Annotated in this window: 13 protein-coding genes; 12 read left to right on the top strand and 1 reads right to left on the bottom strand. The window is 30.8% G+C overall.

Features of this window, described 5'->3' with window-relative positions:
* Nucleotides 1-554: 554 nt before the first annotated feature.
* The 9 genes from B0E44_RS11685 to B0E44_RS11640 all read left to right on the top strand — a co-directional run bounded on the left by B0E44_RS11685 (nucleotide 555) and on the right by B0E44_RS11640 (nucleotide 11,367).
* The gene (locus B0E44_RS11685) at nucleotides 555-1,286 is read left to right on the top strand and encodes a class I SAM-dependent methyltransferase (RefSeq protein WP_077375085.1); all 732 of its coding nucleotides are present in this window, start codon (nucleotides 555-557) and stop codon (nucleotides 1,284-1,286) included.
* A 250-nt stretch (nucleotides 1,287-1,536) separates the two neighbouring features.
* Complete coding sequence (locus B0E44_RS11680) at nucleotides 1,537-2,346, top strand: hypothetical protein (RefSeq protein WP_077375082.1); 810 nt, start codon at nucleotides 1,537-1,539, stop codon at nucleotides 2,344-2,346.
* Nucleotides 2,347-2,660: 314 nt separating this feature from the next.
* Nucleotides 2,661-3,848: an SIR2 family protein gene (locus tag B0E44_RS11675; protein ID WP_077375079.1), complete on the top strand. Its 1,188-nt coding sequence runs from the start codon at nucleotides 2,661-2,663 to the stop codon at nucleotides 3,846-3,848.
* Complete coding sequence (locus tag B0E44_RS11670; RefSeq protein ID WP_077375076.1) at nucleotides 3,845-5,614, top strand: ATP-binding protein; 1,770 nt, start codon at nucleotides 3,845-3,847, stop codon at nucleotides 5,612-5,614. The genes B0E44_RS11675 and B0E44_RS11670 overlap by 4 nt, the downstream gene beginning before the upstream one ends.
* 3 nt (nucleotides 5,615-5,617) lie before the next feature.
* Nucleotides 5,618-5,830 carry a KTSC domain-containing protein gene (locus B0E44_RS11665; protein ID WP_077375073.1) on the top strand — a complete coding sequence of 71 codons (213 nt, stop codon included), beginning with the start codon at nucleotides 5,618-5,620 and terminating at the stop codon, nucleotides 5,828-5,830.
* 522 nt (nucleotides 5,831-6,352) lie between these two features.
* Nucleotides 6,353-7,666 carry an AAA family ATPase gene (locus B0E44_RS11660; RefSeq protein WP_077375070.1) on the top strand — a complete coding sequence of 438 codons (1,314 nt, stop codon included), beginning with the start codon at nucleotides 6,353-6,355 and terminating at the stop codon, nucleotides 7,664-7,666.
* Complete coding sequence (locus B0E44_RS11655) at nucleotides 7,663-8,325, top strand: HNH endonuclease (RefSeq protein ID WP_077375067.1); 663 nt, start codon at nucleotides 7,663-7,665, stop codon at nucleotides 8,323-8,325. The genes B0E44_RS11660 and B0E44_RS11655 overlap by 4 nt, the downstream gene beginning before the upstream one ends.
* Before the next feature lie 238 nt (nucleotides 8,326-8,563).
* Complete coding sequence (locus B0E44_RS11650; protein ID WP_077375064.1) at nucleotides 8,564-9,154, top strand: hypothetical protein; 591 nt, start codon at nucleotides 8,564-8,566, stop codon at nucleotides 9,152-9,154.
* A gap of 764 nt (nucleotides 9,155-9,918) precedes the next feature.
* Nucleotides 9,919-11,367 (top strand): ATP-binding protein, encoded by a 1,449-nt coding sequence (locus tag B0E44_RS11640; RefSeq protein ID WP_077375058.1) that lies wholly within the window; start codon nucleotides 9,919-9,921, stop codon nucleotides 11,365-11,367.
* A gap of 222 nt (nucleotides 11,368-11,589) precedes the next feature.
* Here B0E44_RS11640 and B0E44_RS11635 read toward each other — a convergent pair whose 3' ends face one another.
* Nucleotides 11,590-12,270, bottom strand: coding sequence for a GNAT family N-acetyltransferase (locus B0E44_RS11635; RefSeq protein WP_077375055.1), 681 nt, complete (start codon nucleotides 12,268-12,270; stop codon nucleotides 11,590-11,592).
* 451 nt (nucleotides 12,271-12,721) lie between these two features.
* On the opposite strand from B0E44_RS11635, the gene B0E44_RS11630 reads away from it, so the two are divergent.
* From B0E44_RS11630 to B0E44_RS11615, 3 genes are all read left to right on the top strand, one after another.
* Complete coding sequence (locus B0E44_RS11630) at nucleotides 12,722-13,378, top strand: fibrobacter succinogenes major paralogous domain-containing protein (RefSeq protein ID WP_077375052.1); 657 nt, start codon at nucleotides 12,722-12,724, stop codon at nucleotides 13,376-13,378.
* Nucleotides 13,379-14,137: 759 nt separating this feature from the next.
* Nucleotides 14,138-14,824 (top strand): DUF4386 domain-containing protein, encoded by a 687-nt coding sequence (locus B0E44_RS11620; RefSeq protein WP_165688790.1) that lies wholly within the window; start codon nucleotides 14,138-14,140, stop codon nucleotides 14,822-14,824.
* 54 nt (nucleotides 14,825-14,878) lie between these two features.
* Nucleotides 14,879-15,256: a hypothetical protein gene (locus B0E44_RS11615; RefSeq protein WP_077375043.1), complete on the top strand. Its 378-nt coding sequence runs from the start codon at nucleotides 14,879-14,881 to the stop codon at nucleotides 15,254-15,256.
* Nucleotides 15,257-15,298 lie beyond the last annotated feature (42 nt).

Here is a 15,298-nt window from a genome sequence, read left to right as displayed (position 1 = left end):
TATATATATAATTAAAAATGTTTTTCTTTTTAATTATCCAATAATTTGCTTTTATATTGGATAATACCTATTAATCAATTCTCTTTGCTCCAAAGCATTCACTTTAATATACCCAGCTCGACGAAGTGTTCTTCTCCACGCTAGGCAAATGTCTCCTGACTTTGCTTTTTTTTAAATGTTCTTGTAAATTGAAAAATGGGAAAAAAGTCTCCCGACTTTTTCCTAGAATGTCTTTAGAATTCAATGTAATTTTTACAATTTTGTTACTTCAGGATCGAGGATTAAGTAGAGTGGGGGAGGAAAAGGAAATAGGAAATAGGAAAGACGCTGGGAGGCTTTTTTTCTTAAACTCCGCCCTATTAGTAAGAAAAAAAACCATAAAATAAATTTTTTGATTGATGATTTATAAGGATTAATGGTATATTTGATTTTGAAAAAAGTGTGTATTTAATCACACATTCACACCCGATTTTGGGTGGATATGTGTGACAGAGTAACACATATAGACTAGTTAGTGGCAATTGTCGCACTGCAACTATAAAAAAACATCATTTATGGATAGTTCAATGAAACTTTATTGGAGTTTATATTTTGAAAATTTTTCAACTCAAAAACTGATTGAAGGTAATTGCTTAATTAAAAGTTATAAGCAGGACTTGATTCACGGACCAATAATAGACATTGGATGCGGTCAATCAAAAGACCTTTTGGCATTTATAAACTCTGACAGACAAATATTTGCTGTAGATAGTGAACAATTGCAATTAGATTACCTTGAAAAACGCGTTTTGGAAAAGAAAAATTCTGTTGATAATTGGAATTTTTTTAATCTCAATATTGGAGTTGATGAAATCCCTTTAGAGAAATATGCGCTTATAGTTTGCTCAAATTTATTACATTTTTTTTCGCTCGACAATTGTATTTCTTTAGTTAAGTCTTGGTACAAAAATATTGTTCAGGGAACATTAATATACGTCGAAGTTCATTCTGAAAAGCATCCTTCAAACAATCCTAACAATCCTGAAAACAATGAATACTTTAAGCATTATTTCTCGGAGAGAGATTTTGATATATTGTTTCCTTCAGATAAATTTGAGATTCTTTATTTTTCAGATACACAAAAAACACAAACCGCAGAAGAAAACGTTATTTTAAATCTTTGGCTTGACAAATGGTATGAGATAAATAAAATTACAGATAAAAGAGAGATTGAGGAAGACAAAGCCGAATATTTAAAAAATAATAGGCAAGCAAATTTCTCTGTCATATATAAATGCAAAAAATAACAACTGCCACTAACAGCTACTACAACGGATTTGGGCATTGGGCTTAATGGAAAGTTGGTTTTGTATTTGGGATGATTTGGCAAATCCGAAGAATGGGCTTAATTTAGTCCCAAACCCGCTGTAGTGCCAGAACGTTAGCGGTCAGTTGCCCAAAATGACGAAGATATTAAACTAAAAAATCTATCTGCAATAAATGATTTTAAACTAGTTACCATATATTAAAACATAATACTAATCAAAACCAATTAAAATGAAAAAAAATTATTCCCTTTTTGTATGTTTTTTGCTTTTATTTTCAATTACTTCTTTTGGACAAACAGATATTAGAGAAAATAGGCATGTTTTTAAATTCGATATTTCATTAAGTGAATGTAATTTCGATGGAACACTAATAACTCCAGCCAATTCAAAAGTAATGGAAAAAGACTGGAAATTTAGAGTCCGAAATATTGTCAATGATGGTAAAGATTACGTAATTCAAATTTCTGAATTTACTGATGGTAGTCCTGAATCAATTGCCCAAAATGCACTCACTTATCAAAAATCTACCTCAGAAAATATTTATTTCAAAATTAGTTCTAGTCAATATTTATCCTTTGCAGAAGAACTTAAAAGAAGAGGGAGCTTTGTTGTTGGTGCATCAACAACTCTAATTAAAATTAGACCAGGAAACGGAAAAGATAAAAACGATGCAGATGTTATTTATTCAGAATTTGGAAATGATTTTAATATTGGAATAACAGCAGGATGGAGAGTAAACAATTATAAAGATAATGTAGCGGTTTCTATTGTTGGCGGAATTGGTTTTTCATCCATAAAAGTGACTCCACAAACAACAAGAGATTTTATAACCTCTGAATCATCTCAAAGCGCTATCACTTTTAGTGGTGGTTTAATATTTGAAGTTGAAAAATTTCAAATAAGCACTTTTGTTGGGATTGATACAATGTCTGGTGAAATAGGACGAAATTGGATATACAGAAATAGACCTTGGATTGGATTAGGTTTTGGATATGAAATATTTAAACCGCAAGGGAAAATTGAAAATAAAAATCCATAACAATAACGAAATGGAAATATCAGTTTCGTAGTAGGTTAGTGAATTACTAAATTTAAGTATATAAAAAACATAAACTAAAAAATAAGTATTGGAATTTTATAATTTAAAAGTAAAACAACCGAACCGCTAACACACGCTACAAGCAATTTGGGAATTTGGCTAAATTTGAAGTTGGTTTTGTATTTGGAAGATTTGGCAAATCCGAAAACAGGGCTTAATTTAGTCCAAAACTGCTTGTAGCGCGAGAGCGTTATGCGTCACCTTATGCGACCTCACTAAAAATAGAACACAAAGTTTAAAAATAATATATTAAAATGGATAAAATAAATGTAATTAGAGAAATAAGAGAACTTAAAACGCATTTGTCTTATTCAAAAAATATCGGTTTCTTTTTTGGTGCTGGAACTTCTTGTGCTCTAGGTATTCCTAACGTTGAACAATTAACAGCTGGTATTGAAGCTACATTGACAGATGACTTTTTAGTTAACTTTAAACTTGTCAAAACTGATTTAGAATCAATCATAACTACTAGAAAAGTAAATATTGAAGATATTTTAAATCAAATCCGAAGAATTAGAGAACTAACAGGTGAAACTATAAAAGAATATGAAGGAGTTAGTGGTGAAAACGCAAAATTACTAGACAAAGAAATTTGTAAAATAATTTACGAAATCATCTTAGATAAAGAATCTGTTGCAGACATTGATACAACAAAAAAATTCTTTGCTTGGTTAAGCTTATTGAATAGAGATTACTCAAAAGAAGTGTTTACAACAAATTACGATTTGATTATTGAAAAATCATTAGAAGCAAGTCAAATTCCTTATTTCGATGGTTTTGTAGGGGCATTTGAACCTTTTTTTTGGCAAGAAAGTATAGATCAATTTGTATCAAAAAATGATTTGACTCAAAATTGGATTAGACTTTGGAAAATACACGGTTCATTAAGTTGGTTTTGGAAAGAAGATAAAAAAACAAATTCTCAAAAAATTATACGAATAGGTAAAGTTGAAAACATCAAAAAAGAAGATAATGAACTTGTAATTTATCCGTCAAAAGAAAAATATGATTCATCAAAAAAACAACCTTTTATTGCTTATTTCGATAGGCTTAAGAATTATCTATTAAGTGGAGAACTTTTATTTGTTTTTAGTGGTTATTCTTTTTCAGACCAACATATAAATGAAATTATTTTCAACTGTTTAAGGCAAAATAATAGATTAACTGTATTAGTTTTTTTCTTTCTAGATTCAGAAGTAGAAAACTTGTACAAACAAACTTCATCATATATGAATCTAAATGTTTTTGGCCCTACTAAAGCAATTATTAATGGGAATTTGGGTGAATGGGAATTTACACCTCATTTATATCCAAATGAGAAATCAGACACTTATTGGAATAAAGCTAAAAATGAATTTATGTTAGGTGATTTTAATCAACTTGTAAAATTCTTTATTGCTAATTCTGGTAAAAAAGAAACAATTGAATCAATTACAAAATGAAAACTGAAATAACATATTTAGGGCATATTATTCGTGTTGATTCTGGAACCATTGAAGTTGAAGTGTCTAATGATATTCCATCAGCTGCACCAATTATAAATGGTCGATTATATAAAATCGGGCAAATAGGAACATTTATTAAAATTCCTATAGGAAACATAACAATATATGGTATTGTTTCTTCTGTAAGCAATACTCCAAGTAAATCTGAGGAAATTAATTTGAAACATTCTTTTGGTTCAAGATTTTTGACAGTACAACTAGTTGGTGAAAAAATTGGAGAAGATGAATTTGAAAAAGGTGTTGGAACTTATCCAACAATCAATGATGAAGTACATATTGTTATAGAAAAAGACCTTTTTGATATTTATGGTAAAAAGGATTCTGGCTCTATTGAAATAGGTAAACATTCATCGTCAGAAAATCTAAGTGTTTATGCAGATTTACATAAACTTGTTTTAAGGCATTGTGCCATTTTAGGTTCAACAGGTAGTGGAAAATCAAATACTACAGTTAGTATTTTGAAAGCAATTTTAGATGATTATAAAGGTTCAAGAGTAATATTAGTCGATCCACACGGAGAATATCCTAGTGCATTTCCTGACGCCAAAGTATTAAAAATTAATGAAGTAGCAAATCCATTATTTATCCCTTTTTGGTTAATGAGTTTTGACGAATTAGCCTATTTTCTTGTTGGAGCAAAACCAACTGATGACCAAAAACCTGATTATAGATTGTTTAGGGAGTTAGTGACTAATTTAAAAAAAGAAAATTGTACTCTTAAATCTGGCAATGTGAATCCTGATTTTGTAACAGCAGACTCGCCAATACCTTTTAGTGCTAGACAACTTTGGTATCGAATGAATTGGTGGCTTAATGCAAGTTTTTCTACAACTAAAAAGGACGAACAAAACGAAATTACAGCAATAAAAGAAAATGATGGTGATGCAGAAAATTTAGTTGGAGCAAAGTTTACATCTCACTTATCAACTGCTAACAATAATGAACCTTATAAATCACAGCATAATGAGTTTTACTCATACGAAAGAAAAATTCTCTCAAGATTAAGAGATTCAAGATTTGATTTTCTATTTAATCCAGGAGAATATAAGGATTCTAAGTCACCTAAAGACCTCCATATGCTTTTGAATGAATGGATAGGAAACGATAAAAAGCTTGCTATTCTTGATTTAAGTGGAGTACCATTTGAAGTTTTGGATATTACTGTTGGTCTTATTACACGTTTTGTTTATGATAGTATGTTTTGGGGTCGTCACGAAACATATACAGGAAAGAATAGGCCTTTATTGCTTGCCTATGAAGAGGCACATACTTATTTAAACAAAAATGATAATAATAGTTATTCTAAAGAAGCTGTTGAAAAAGTTTTTAAAGAAGGTAGAAAATTTGGTCTTGGCGCATTAGTAATTTCACAAAGACCATCTGAAATATCTGAAACTATTTTAGCTCAAGTTGGTACTTTTATAGCATTAAGGTTAACTAATTCCGGCGACCAATCAATTGTAAAAAATTCGGCACCTGACAATCTTAACAGTTTGATTGATTTATTGCCATCTTTAAGAACTGGAGAAGCAATAATTGTAGGAGAAGCAATCAAAATTCCATCCAGAGTGAGACTAAAACTTAATGTTCCAAGACCAACAAGCGACGACCCAAAATTAGTTGAAAAATGGTTAGAAGAACATCCCGAAGATGAAGAAAATTACAAAATAGTAGTAACAAGAATTAGACAACAAAAATTTTAAAATATGGAAAGAGAATACGTAGAATCATCAATGATTAGAAGTTACGGTTTCGATAGTTCATCATCAACATTAGAATTTGAATTTAATAATGGTGTTATTTGGCAATATTTTGACGTCGCCGAAAGTCTATTTTATGAAATGAAATCTTCAGGTTCGTGCGGAAAATTCTTTAATGCGAATATTAAAGGACAGTATTCAGAATCACAAGTTGGGTAAAAAAAGGCGAACGCATAACACACGCTACAAGCAATTTGGGGATTTGGCTTAATGGAAAAATTGGTTTGTATTGGAAGATTTGGCAAATCCGAAGAATGGGCTTAATTTAGTCCCAAACCCGCTGTAGCACGAGAACGTTGGCGATAATGCAAATAGAACCGAAGAGAATTCAACAAATAAAATTTATTTTTGGAAATTAAAAAAATATATAATCTATTATTTTACCTTAACACTAGAGCGAAAGATCCCGATCGCGCTACACGTTTGATTTCTTTCTATGAAGTATCAGAACATTGCCATAGTACGCCAAAAAACCGAGCAAGAATACAAAAAAAACAAAGATTATCGACAAATTTAAAATATGTTGAACAAAGTTGATATATAAATGATATAAGAGTTTCAGATGCATTTATTTTTCATATCACGATTAAAGGTTAAACAAAGTAAAGTCAAACAACAAATTAGAAGTGTATCCTGATTAAATCTATATTTCCTATATTTACGCATTAAATTTTTTAACAAATGAAGATTAATAATATTCATATAGAAAACTTCAAGGGAATAGAAAATAGAGACTTTGAATTCAATTCTCAATTTAATGTCCTTATTGGAGAAAATGGAACAGGAAAATCATCAATTCTAGATGCAATATCAATTGGAATGGGAACATTTCTTATGAATACAACCGCTTCTTTTGGTCTCAAGGGAACAAAATCAAGACCCTTATTAAAGGATGAGATTAGAAAAGTAATTATTTCTGATGATAATATAGAATTTTCAGATGTCATTTTAAGTGGTACTTTTTGTATCGAAAATATAGACGATTGTATTTCTTGGAAAAGAGAACAAAAAGTAGGTGCAAAAAACTTAACTGTTAGAGATGCAACCGATTTAAAAAAGTACGGTCGAGAAGTTTTAGATAAACTAAAAACAAATGAGGATTTGCCATTAATAGCATATCATACAACTGGACGTTTATGGGGGCAAATTTATGAAAAAATAAAAGAAGGTGGTAAAGAAAAAAAGATAGAATACGAAAGAATAGGTTCTAGATTAGACGGATATTATGCCTGTTTAGACCCTCGTTCAATTGAACAGAAATTCTTAAATTGGTTTAAAACATATGAAGATAACATACTGAAATTCAATAAAGATAAAGCTTTATATATTGCCTTTAAAAACTCAATTACATCAATGGTTCCTGATTGGCAAGAAATTCATTTTCATTGGGGATTAGATGACTTATTAGGTAAAGATCATAATGAAAAATGGACTCCCTTAAGAAATTTTAGTGATGGTTATAAAGGAATAATTAGTTTAACGGCGGATATAGCTTATCGAGCTATCAAACTCAATCCACATTTAGGAGAGAGAGCAGTTTTGGATACAAAAGGGATTGTTTTAATTGATGAAATTGATATGCATTTGCATCCAAAATGGCAAAAAAGAATCGTTGACGATTTAAAAGAAACTTTTCCTAATATTCAATTTATTGTTACAACACATTCTCCATTTATTATTCAATCATTGCGAGCCGAAGAAGTAATTAATTTAGATGGTGGAACTCCAAATGAAGATCCTTTTACTAAAAGTATTGAAGAAATAGCCGAAGAAGAAATGGATGTTGAAAATGCTCATCGAAGTTTGCGTTTTAATAAGTATCAAGAAATAGCAGCAAAATATTTTGATCTGATTGAACAAGGTAAAAAATCAAATGATGATATAGCAACGAATGAGTTAAAAAAAGAACTAGATTCTCTAGAGCTTGAATTCAATGATGACCCTGTTTATGTTGCATTAATGCAAGCGGAACGTAAATCGGAGTTAGGCGTATGAGACCTTTAGATAAAACATTATATGCAAATAACGAACTTGAATATAATCCTTACGGTAATGCTAAACCCAATTTAATAGAAGCAATTGGTAATTTTTGTAGCTATTGTGAGCGTGAAGGATTTAGCTCATCCTTAGATGTCGAGCATATTGAAGATAAAGACTCACATAAGGATAAAGAGTTTTTATGGATTAATTTTCTATTAGCTTGTAAAAATTGTAATTCCATTAAAGGAGTAAAAGAAATAAACTTTGAAAATATAATACTTCCGCATTTAGACAATACTTTTTCAGTATTTGAATATCTCGAAAGTGGGCTAATTGTGGTAAAAGAAAATATTAACGAGCCTCTGAAACAAAAAATAAAAGAACTTATCAGTTTAATAGGTTTAGATCGAAGACCTGGTCATGCTCATTATAGCACAAAAGATGATAGATGGCAGGAGAGAAAGCAAGCTTGGGAACTTGGAAAAAAATATAGACAAAAATACATTGATGAAAAATGCGATATTGAAACGATCGTAGATTTATCTTTAAAGACTGGATTTTGGTCCATTTGGATGAACGCTTTCGAAGAATATCCCGAAGTTCAAAAAGAATTAATAAATATGTTTGCTGGTACTCGAAAAGAATGCTTTATTCATTTATTTGATAATAATTAGGAAGCATTGGTTAAACAAATAAAGGCGAGCGAATAACAACTATTACAACGGATTTGGGCAATAGGTTTATTGAAAAATTGGTTTTGTATTTGGGATGATTTACTTCGCCTGTTCGTCCCGCTAATTAGCGGAACTCGGAGGGCAAATCCGAATAATGGGTTTAATTTAGTCCCAAAAGCGCGGTAGTACCAGAACTTTAACTGTAGCTCAACATCATTTTGCGTATAAAAATTGATTTATGACAACAAAACAAATTCAAGCTATTGGAAACTTTCTGACTTATTATCGAACAGATTTAAATTACATCAGGAAATTTCAAGATTTTAAAAATGGAAAAATTACTGCTGAGAATTACATCAAAAAAGATGTTGGCAGTTTTTATTCATTTTTAATTGAATTTAGAGTTGTGAGAAATTTTTTAAGCGGAACTGTAGATAAATTATTAGCCGAAACTTCTACATGGATAAAAACTGAAAACTCAGATGATGTTGATTTGTTTGCCCAAAAACTAGCAAATAGTGGTCTAACTCGCGGAAATGTTATGGCATCAATGGCTTCGAAAATTTTGTTTTTAAATAACCCTTGGGAAATAATCCCAATGGATAGTTTGGCAAGAAAAACTTTAAACCAAAAACAAAATAAATATGCTATTTATAATCAAAACCTCATTGAATTTAGAAAGCAAAATGAAACAATTTTCGAAAGTTTAATAAATTATACAAACCCATTAACAAACATAATTCATGATGAATTTAAAGATTTGGAAAATTTGAACTTAATCTGTAAAAATAGAATCGTAGATAAATTGCTTTGGACAAATGGGAAATAATGGGCTAGAGTTAACACACTTCTCTTGCTATTTGTAAATTTAGTAGAATTAATGTTTTTAATTCATATTTTCGTTTAGCCGAAATACTCAGTTTCATAAGTTTCAAACAGCTACATGCGCGGGAACCTTATAGGAAGTTTTTAAAATACTAAGATAAAAAACATTGTAAATTAGGATATTATGAAAAAAAAATTACTATTATCATTTTATTTTTATGGATTTTCCTTAATGCACAGCATCTAAAAAAAGATGGCACACCTGATATGAGATACAATGAAAATAAGGAAACTTATTCAACATCGTATTCATCTTCTACAACAAATTATTCCCCAGCTCCACGAAGTGTTCACCAGCTCTTCGCGGTCTCCTGACCTCGAACTATTATACGTTTCACGAAGTGTTCGTCTCTACAGTAGGCAAATGCGTTTTGACTTTGCTTTTTTTTAAATGTTCTCGTAAATTGAAAATAGGATAAAAGTCTTCCGACTTTTTCTGAGAATGACTTATCCCAGCTCCACAAAGTGTTCATCACTACCCTAGGCAAAGTCTCATGACTCATTTCTTTATAAAACTAATCATTTAATAAACAAATAAGGATGCAACTTGTTCTCATAACAGATGCGTTTAAACAATATTGGTATTAAGTACAACTGAAAAAACTAAGGTTTAAAAAGTATTTAAAAATAACTTAAAATAGCATTTTTGTAAAAATAGTGTATTTTTAAAATACTTATTTTTACATTTGTGTAAAAACAAGAACTATTATGAGTTTTGATACAGTTATTCCAACATCCAAACGAATAGAACGTTTACAATACGAAAACCCTTGGTGGGCATCAGGCAATGTGCAACAAACCTATCAAGATATGTCCAAAAGACTCTATTTTGATTTGTTCTACCCTTTTGTAAAAGAAACCGACATCAAACGAGCCGTTGTCCTTATGGGACCACGCCGTGTGGGAAAAACAGTAATGATGTATCACACCATTCAAGAACTAATCAAAGAAAACATTAAACCACAAAAAATCTTTTTCATAGGGATTGACAATCCTATTTATATGCACCTGAGTTTAGAAGACATTCTGCTCTTGGCTAAAGAAGCCGTGCAATTGGATCACCTGGAAGGTTGTTTTGTTTTTTTTGATGAAATTCAATATCTTAATGATTGGGAACGCCACCTTAAAGTATTGGTAGATTCTTATCCCAAAACCAAATTTGTGGTATCAGGTTCGGCTGCAGCTGCCTTACGCTTGCAAAGCTCAGAAAGTGGTGCAGGTCGTTTTACCGATTTTATGTTACCACCCCTAACTTTTCATGAATACATTCATTTAAAAGGGCTGCATCATTTGGTACAATCAAAAACGATACTGTATAATGGCAAAGAAATTCCATTTTTTATTACGCACGACAACAAAACATTCAATAAAGAATTTTTTCACTATCTGAACTTTGGCGGTTATCCCGAAGTGGTCTTGTCCGAAAAGATTCAAAGTGATATGGGCCGCTATGTAAAAAATGATATTGTAGATAAAGTTTTACTACGGGATTTACCTAGTTTATACGGCATCAAAGACGTGCAGGAATTAAATAGCTTTTTTAGTTATTTAGCCTATAATACAGGAAATGAATTTTCTTTTGAACGATTAGGAAAAGACAGTGGTATTGCAAAAGAAATTATCAAAAAGTATTTAGAATATCTGGAAGCGGCATTTTTAATTAAAGTGATTCATAAGATTGATGATAACGCTAAAAAATTCAAAAGAGTTACCAGCTTTAAGGTCTATGTAACCAATTCGTCTTTACGGACCGCATTGTTTTCGCCTATTGTGGAAACGGACAAAGAAACAGGCAATATGGTCGAAACAGCTATTTTTTCACAATGGATGCATCGTGAAAATCTCGATTTAAAGTATGCTCGATGGAAAATGGGACGCTCCGAAGGAGAAGTGGATATTGTGTTACTGGACAACAAATTATTCAAACCGCAATGGTGTATCGAAATCAAATGGAGTAATCGTTATGTAGAAAAACCGCAAGAATTGAATAGTTTAATCCATTTCTGTAAACAAAATAATTTCAAAGCCACATTAGTAACTACCATTGATATATCAGATAACAAAATCATAGAAAATATAAACATAACCTATGTTCCAGCAGCCGTTTATGCTTATAACATAGGTGTTAATACATTAGAAATAAAATCCAATTGGTAATTATTGCTAATTGCTCCTGTAACGTATTTGGCTTAATTTGAGAATGGTTTTGTGTTTGGGATGATTTACTTCGTCTGTTCGTCCCGCTAATTATCGGGACTCGGGTGGAAAATCCAAAGAATGGGCTTAATTTAGTCCCAAACCCAATGTAGAAGCAGAATGTCAGGCTGTGAAAAAACCTCTTCAAATTTAGAAAGTATTCAGAGGACTACTAAAGAAAAATCACCGCTGCATTTTGTCACCAATAACTAACGAGGGTACAGCAATAAAATAGTCCATATCAAACGGATTTTGAAAACCGAATTCTTGAAAATAGTGAAAAAGCTTGTATTGAGATTTTTCAAAATCTTTTTCAAAATTATCATAATCCATTTGTTGATCCCATTGGTCCAAATTTTCAAAAGTTGTTTTTTGAATAAGACCGCTATGCTGGATTGGAAAGGCCTTCACAACCCATAAACCACAGGAATCATAAAATCGTTCCATCATACTTTTTATAATTTTTTTACCAATTCCTTTTCGTCTATAATTGGGAATAATTTCTAAATATTCCAGGTAGCAGATTGTATGGTTTAGGGGAATCGTATCTGCAAAATAGGTATCTAGTTTGTCCCAAAAATCCTTGTCTTCATCAAACTCAAACAACATACCGGACATATCAAGAATGGATTCAGAAGCATCCATAACCTCAAAAAGAGGATAACCATGATCGATGGCTAGACCAAACAGGATTTGACTGATTTGCCCTTTTGCAATTACTTCGGATAACTTTCCATAAATGTCAGTTTCATAGACCTCAAATTCTATTTTGTTTACAAAGTCATTTGGATCGTCGCCCAATGAATCTTCTCTTAGAATGTCAGTAAATGTATATTTTATTGTGAAATATTGTTCTTCAATCATTTATATTTTTGTGTGTTATTTTTCTTCTTAGCAGTTTTACAATTAGTGGAGTTACATTTTAAAATCAGGTTTTAAAGATAGAAAAAAGGTTGCTTTTTTTAATATAAGATATATTTTTAAACAAGAAAAATCATCAAAGACAATAGAAGTGTGAATGATTCATAGCTGATAACTAAGTGACTAAGGCTAACAAGGTCTGTATGGGCTGCAAAAGCATCTGCAAGACGTATTTGATTATAGGGAGATACATCATCTTCTAACTTGAAATACACATCAGATGGCAGGAAATTACTGTGATATGCTACATCCTTAAAAATACGAAAATTCCTGTTTTGACACACCTTTTTTGTTATATTTGTTTGTAATCAAACGGAAGTTTTTTCACAGACTGACGTTGGGCGACATTTTACAAAACCAAAGAGAACTCAATTAACTAACCATAACTAAAGAAATGCACAAACTATTTTTATCATTCATTCTATTAGTCTTTCTTCCTAACAAATCTCAAAACAATATAACTGCCGATATTGATGGAAATAAATACAATTTAGTTAAAATTGACAAGTATTTAATCTCAAGTGAAAATTTAAATGTAAGTCATTTCAATAATGGTGATATCATACCCGAAGTAAAAACAATGCAGGAATGGAGAAAGTATGGCAAATTAAAAAAACCAGCTTGGTGTTATCACGAAAATAATGAAAAGAATAAGAAAAAAATTGGAAAAATTTATAATGGATTTGCTGTAAATGATCCAAGAGGAATATGTCCTAAAGGATTCCATATTCCCACATCTAAGGAATGGAAGGTAATAATTATTTCTTTTGGAGGTTACGACAATGCCGGCTTGCATTTAAAATCTAAAAAATGGGATGGAGATAATAGGTCTGAATTTAACGCAATTCCAGGTGGATATAGAAGTACTGTGGGTGAAATGGATTTTTATCCATTAGACTATTGTGTTTTCTTTTGGAGTACAAAAGTACAGGTAAGTAAAAATAGTAATGATTTCATTGGTTTAATGACAGAAGATAATTCTGTTACAGGTGAAGTTTCTGCACATACAGCAGAGAATGGAATGTATGTTAGATTTATCAAAAATAATTAATGAAAAAACTAAACATCATAATATTGCTCTTGTTTAATTTTATTTGTTTTTCGCAAGAGTTTAAAATACCCCAAATTGAGTTTAAAGAGAAAAATAAAAGTCAAAATCCCTATATTAATTTGCTTAACCTAAAAGACGAGAACTCATTAATTCTAAAAATGGGTTTTCAAAGTTATTGGTATGGTGGAATACATTCAAATTTGATTGTCTTTCAAAACAACGCAGAAGTTTTGAGATATGATACGTTTTTTTCCGAATGATAGTCTTAAAAAAGTCAAAATTAAAATAAGAAAATACCGAAAATAAGAATTCAAGATTATTGGAATTGTATTCATAAAATTGTTGCCGAAAACAAAATTAATATTGATAAAAATCAATTTAATATTGAAAGAGTTGAAACTGACGAAGGATTTCTGAAAGTAAGCACAAGAAGTGACAGTGTTGATGAAAGTTTTGAAATAACTCAAAAAGATAAATTCACTTATTTCTCAACATACGATCCACTTTATCAAATCAGTTAAAAAAATCCTGGATTTGAAGAATGACAAGAATAAGTGGATTTAATAAATGAAATAGAAAATCTAATAAAAAAATAAAACCTACAACGGATTTGGGCAATTGGCTTAATGGAAAATTGTTTTGTATTTAGAATGATTTTGCAAATCAGAAAATAGGGCTTACTTTAGTATCAAACCTGCTGAAGTACTAGAACGTTATGAGCTAGTTGAAAAAGAAAAAAAACAAAATAGAAAAATGACAATGGAACACAAACAATTAATTAAGACTGCCAGACTTACAGGATTGTGGTATTTGATTCTGGCAATTTCTGGAATTTTTGGATTTATGATTTTCCATCCTCAGATTTTTGTTACGGATGACCCTCAGAAAACATTAAACAATTTGATCAATCTTAGGTCTATTTCAAGAGTGAGACTTCTATTTGAGCTGGTTATTATTGTTTCGCAAGCACTTGCCGCAGTATGGTTTTACAAACTGTTTTGTAATATAAACAAGTGGGCTGCTTCTACACTTGGAATTTGGGGAACAGTTAACGCTGTTGTTATTATAGTTAGTGCAATATCAATGAATTCTGCCATTGAGATTGCTAATTCATCTTTGCCGAATTTGCAGGAGAAAACCATAATGATACAGCTATTGGGACAAATAATCACAAATGCTTGGTCAGTTGGTGGTCTCTTCTTTGGACTTTGGCTTATGCCAATGGGTTTTATTGTAATCAGTTCTGGAAGAATGCCAATTTGGCTCGGACGAATACTATTTATTGGAGGAATAGGTTACATCTTGCAGACTTTTGTTATCTGTGCAGGAGTTCAAAGTCCTTATTTAGGTATTTTTGTTATACCTGCGACAATAGGAGAATTTTGGATGATTGGTTATTTGCTAATTTATGGTATCCGGCCTGCAATCGATAATGTCAAACAATAACGTAAATAATAGTGCTAAATAGTGGCAGACATACAGAACGAACACTTTATAAAAATGAAAACTCAATTAATTTTATTAACGCTACTATTCATTTCTTGTTTACAAAAAGAAAATCTTGATTACCCTACAGAGATTAATCAAATTAAAGAAGTTGTTTTAGAACGGCCTGATAGAAAATCTCATGGGAAATTTGCCGAGGTAAAGAAACTAAATAGCAAAGAAATTGCTGAGCTTTTAGAGGTTTTGAATAACGCAAAACCAGTGGGTTTAAAAAAGTTTAAAATAGATTACTACATAGTTTTTTCAACAAAGAATGAAACTCGAAGAATTATGGTTACTAATAATCAAATAAAAGGATATGAAAATGATTATACGTACCAAATTGAAGAGATTAAGTTCTTAAGTGACTTTGGAATTAATGTCAGTCGCTAAAAGGAATAACGGATTTGAATAATTTGATTAATAAAAAGTTGG

The organism is Flavobacterium sp. A45 (genome assembly GCF_002001005.1).
Lineage (GTDB): Bacteria > Bacteroidota > Bacteroidia > Flavobacteriales > Flavobacteriaceae > Flavobacterium.
This window is presented reverse-complemented; position numbering and strand designations above follow the sequence as displayed.

Excerpts from the sequence above, each read along its gene's own strand:
- B0E44_RS11630 (WP_077375052.1), top strand. The coding sequence starts at position 12,722 with ATGCACAAACTATTTTTATCATTCATTCTATTAGTCTTTCTTCCTAAC.
- B0E44_RS11635 (WP_077375055.1), bottom strand. The coding sequence starts at position 12,270 with ATGATTGAAGAACAATATTTCACAATAAAATATACATTTACTGACATT.
- B0E44_RS11655 (WP_077375067.1), top strand. The coding sequence starts at position 7,663 with ATGAGACCTTTAGATAAAACATTATATGCAAATAACGAACTTGAATAT.
- B0E44_RS11685 (WP_077375085.1), top strand. The coding sequence starts at position 555 with ATGGATAGTTCAATGAAACTTTATTGGAGTTTATATTTTGAAAATTTT.
- B0E44_RS11650 (WP_077375064.1), top strand. The coding sequence starts at position 8,564 with ATGACAACAAAACAAATTCAAGCTATTGGAAACTTTCTGACTTATTAT.
- B0E44_RS11660 (WP_077375070.1), top strand. The coding sequence starts at position 6,353 with ATGAAGATTAATAATATTCATATAGAAAACTTCAAGGGAATAGAAAAT.
- B0E44_RS11620 (WP_165688790.1), top strand. The coding sequence starts at position 14,138 with ATGGAACACAAACAATTAATTAAGACTGCCAGACTTACAGGATTGTGG.
- B0E44_RS11680 (WP_077375082.1), top strand. The coding sequence starts at position 1,537 with ATGAAAAAAAATTATTCCCTTTTTGTATGTTTTTTGCTTTTATTTTCA.
- B0E44_RS11640 (WP_077375058.1), top strand. The coding sequence starts at position 9,919 with ATGAGTTTTGATACAGTTATTCCAACATCCAAACGAATAGAACGTTTA.
- B0E44_RS11675 (WP_077375079.1), top strand. The coding sequence starts at position 2,661 with ATGGATAAAATAAATGTAATTAGAGAAATAAGAGAACTTAAAACGCAT.
- B0E44_RS11670 (WP_077375076.1), top strand. The coding sequence starts at position 3,845 with ATGAAAACTGAAATAACATATTTAGGGCATATTATTCGTGTTGATTCT.
- B0E44_RS11665 (WP_077375073.1), top strand. The coding sequence starts at position 5,618 with ATGGAAAGAGAATACGTAGAATCATCAATGATTAGAAGTTACGGTTTC.
- B0E44_RS11615 (WP_077375043.1), top strand. The coding sequence starts at position 14,879 with ATGAAAACTCAATTAATTTTATTAACGCTACTATTCATTTCTTGTTTA.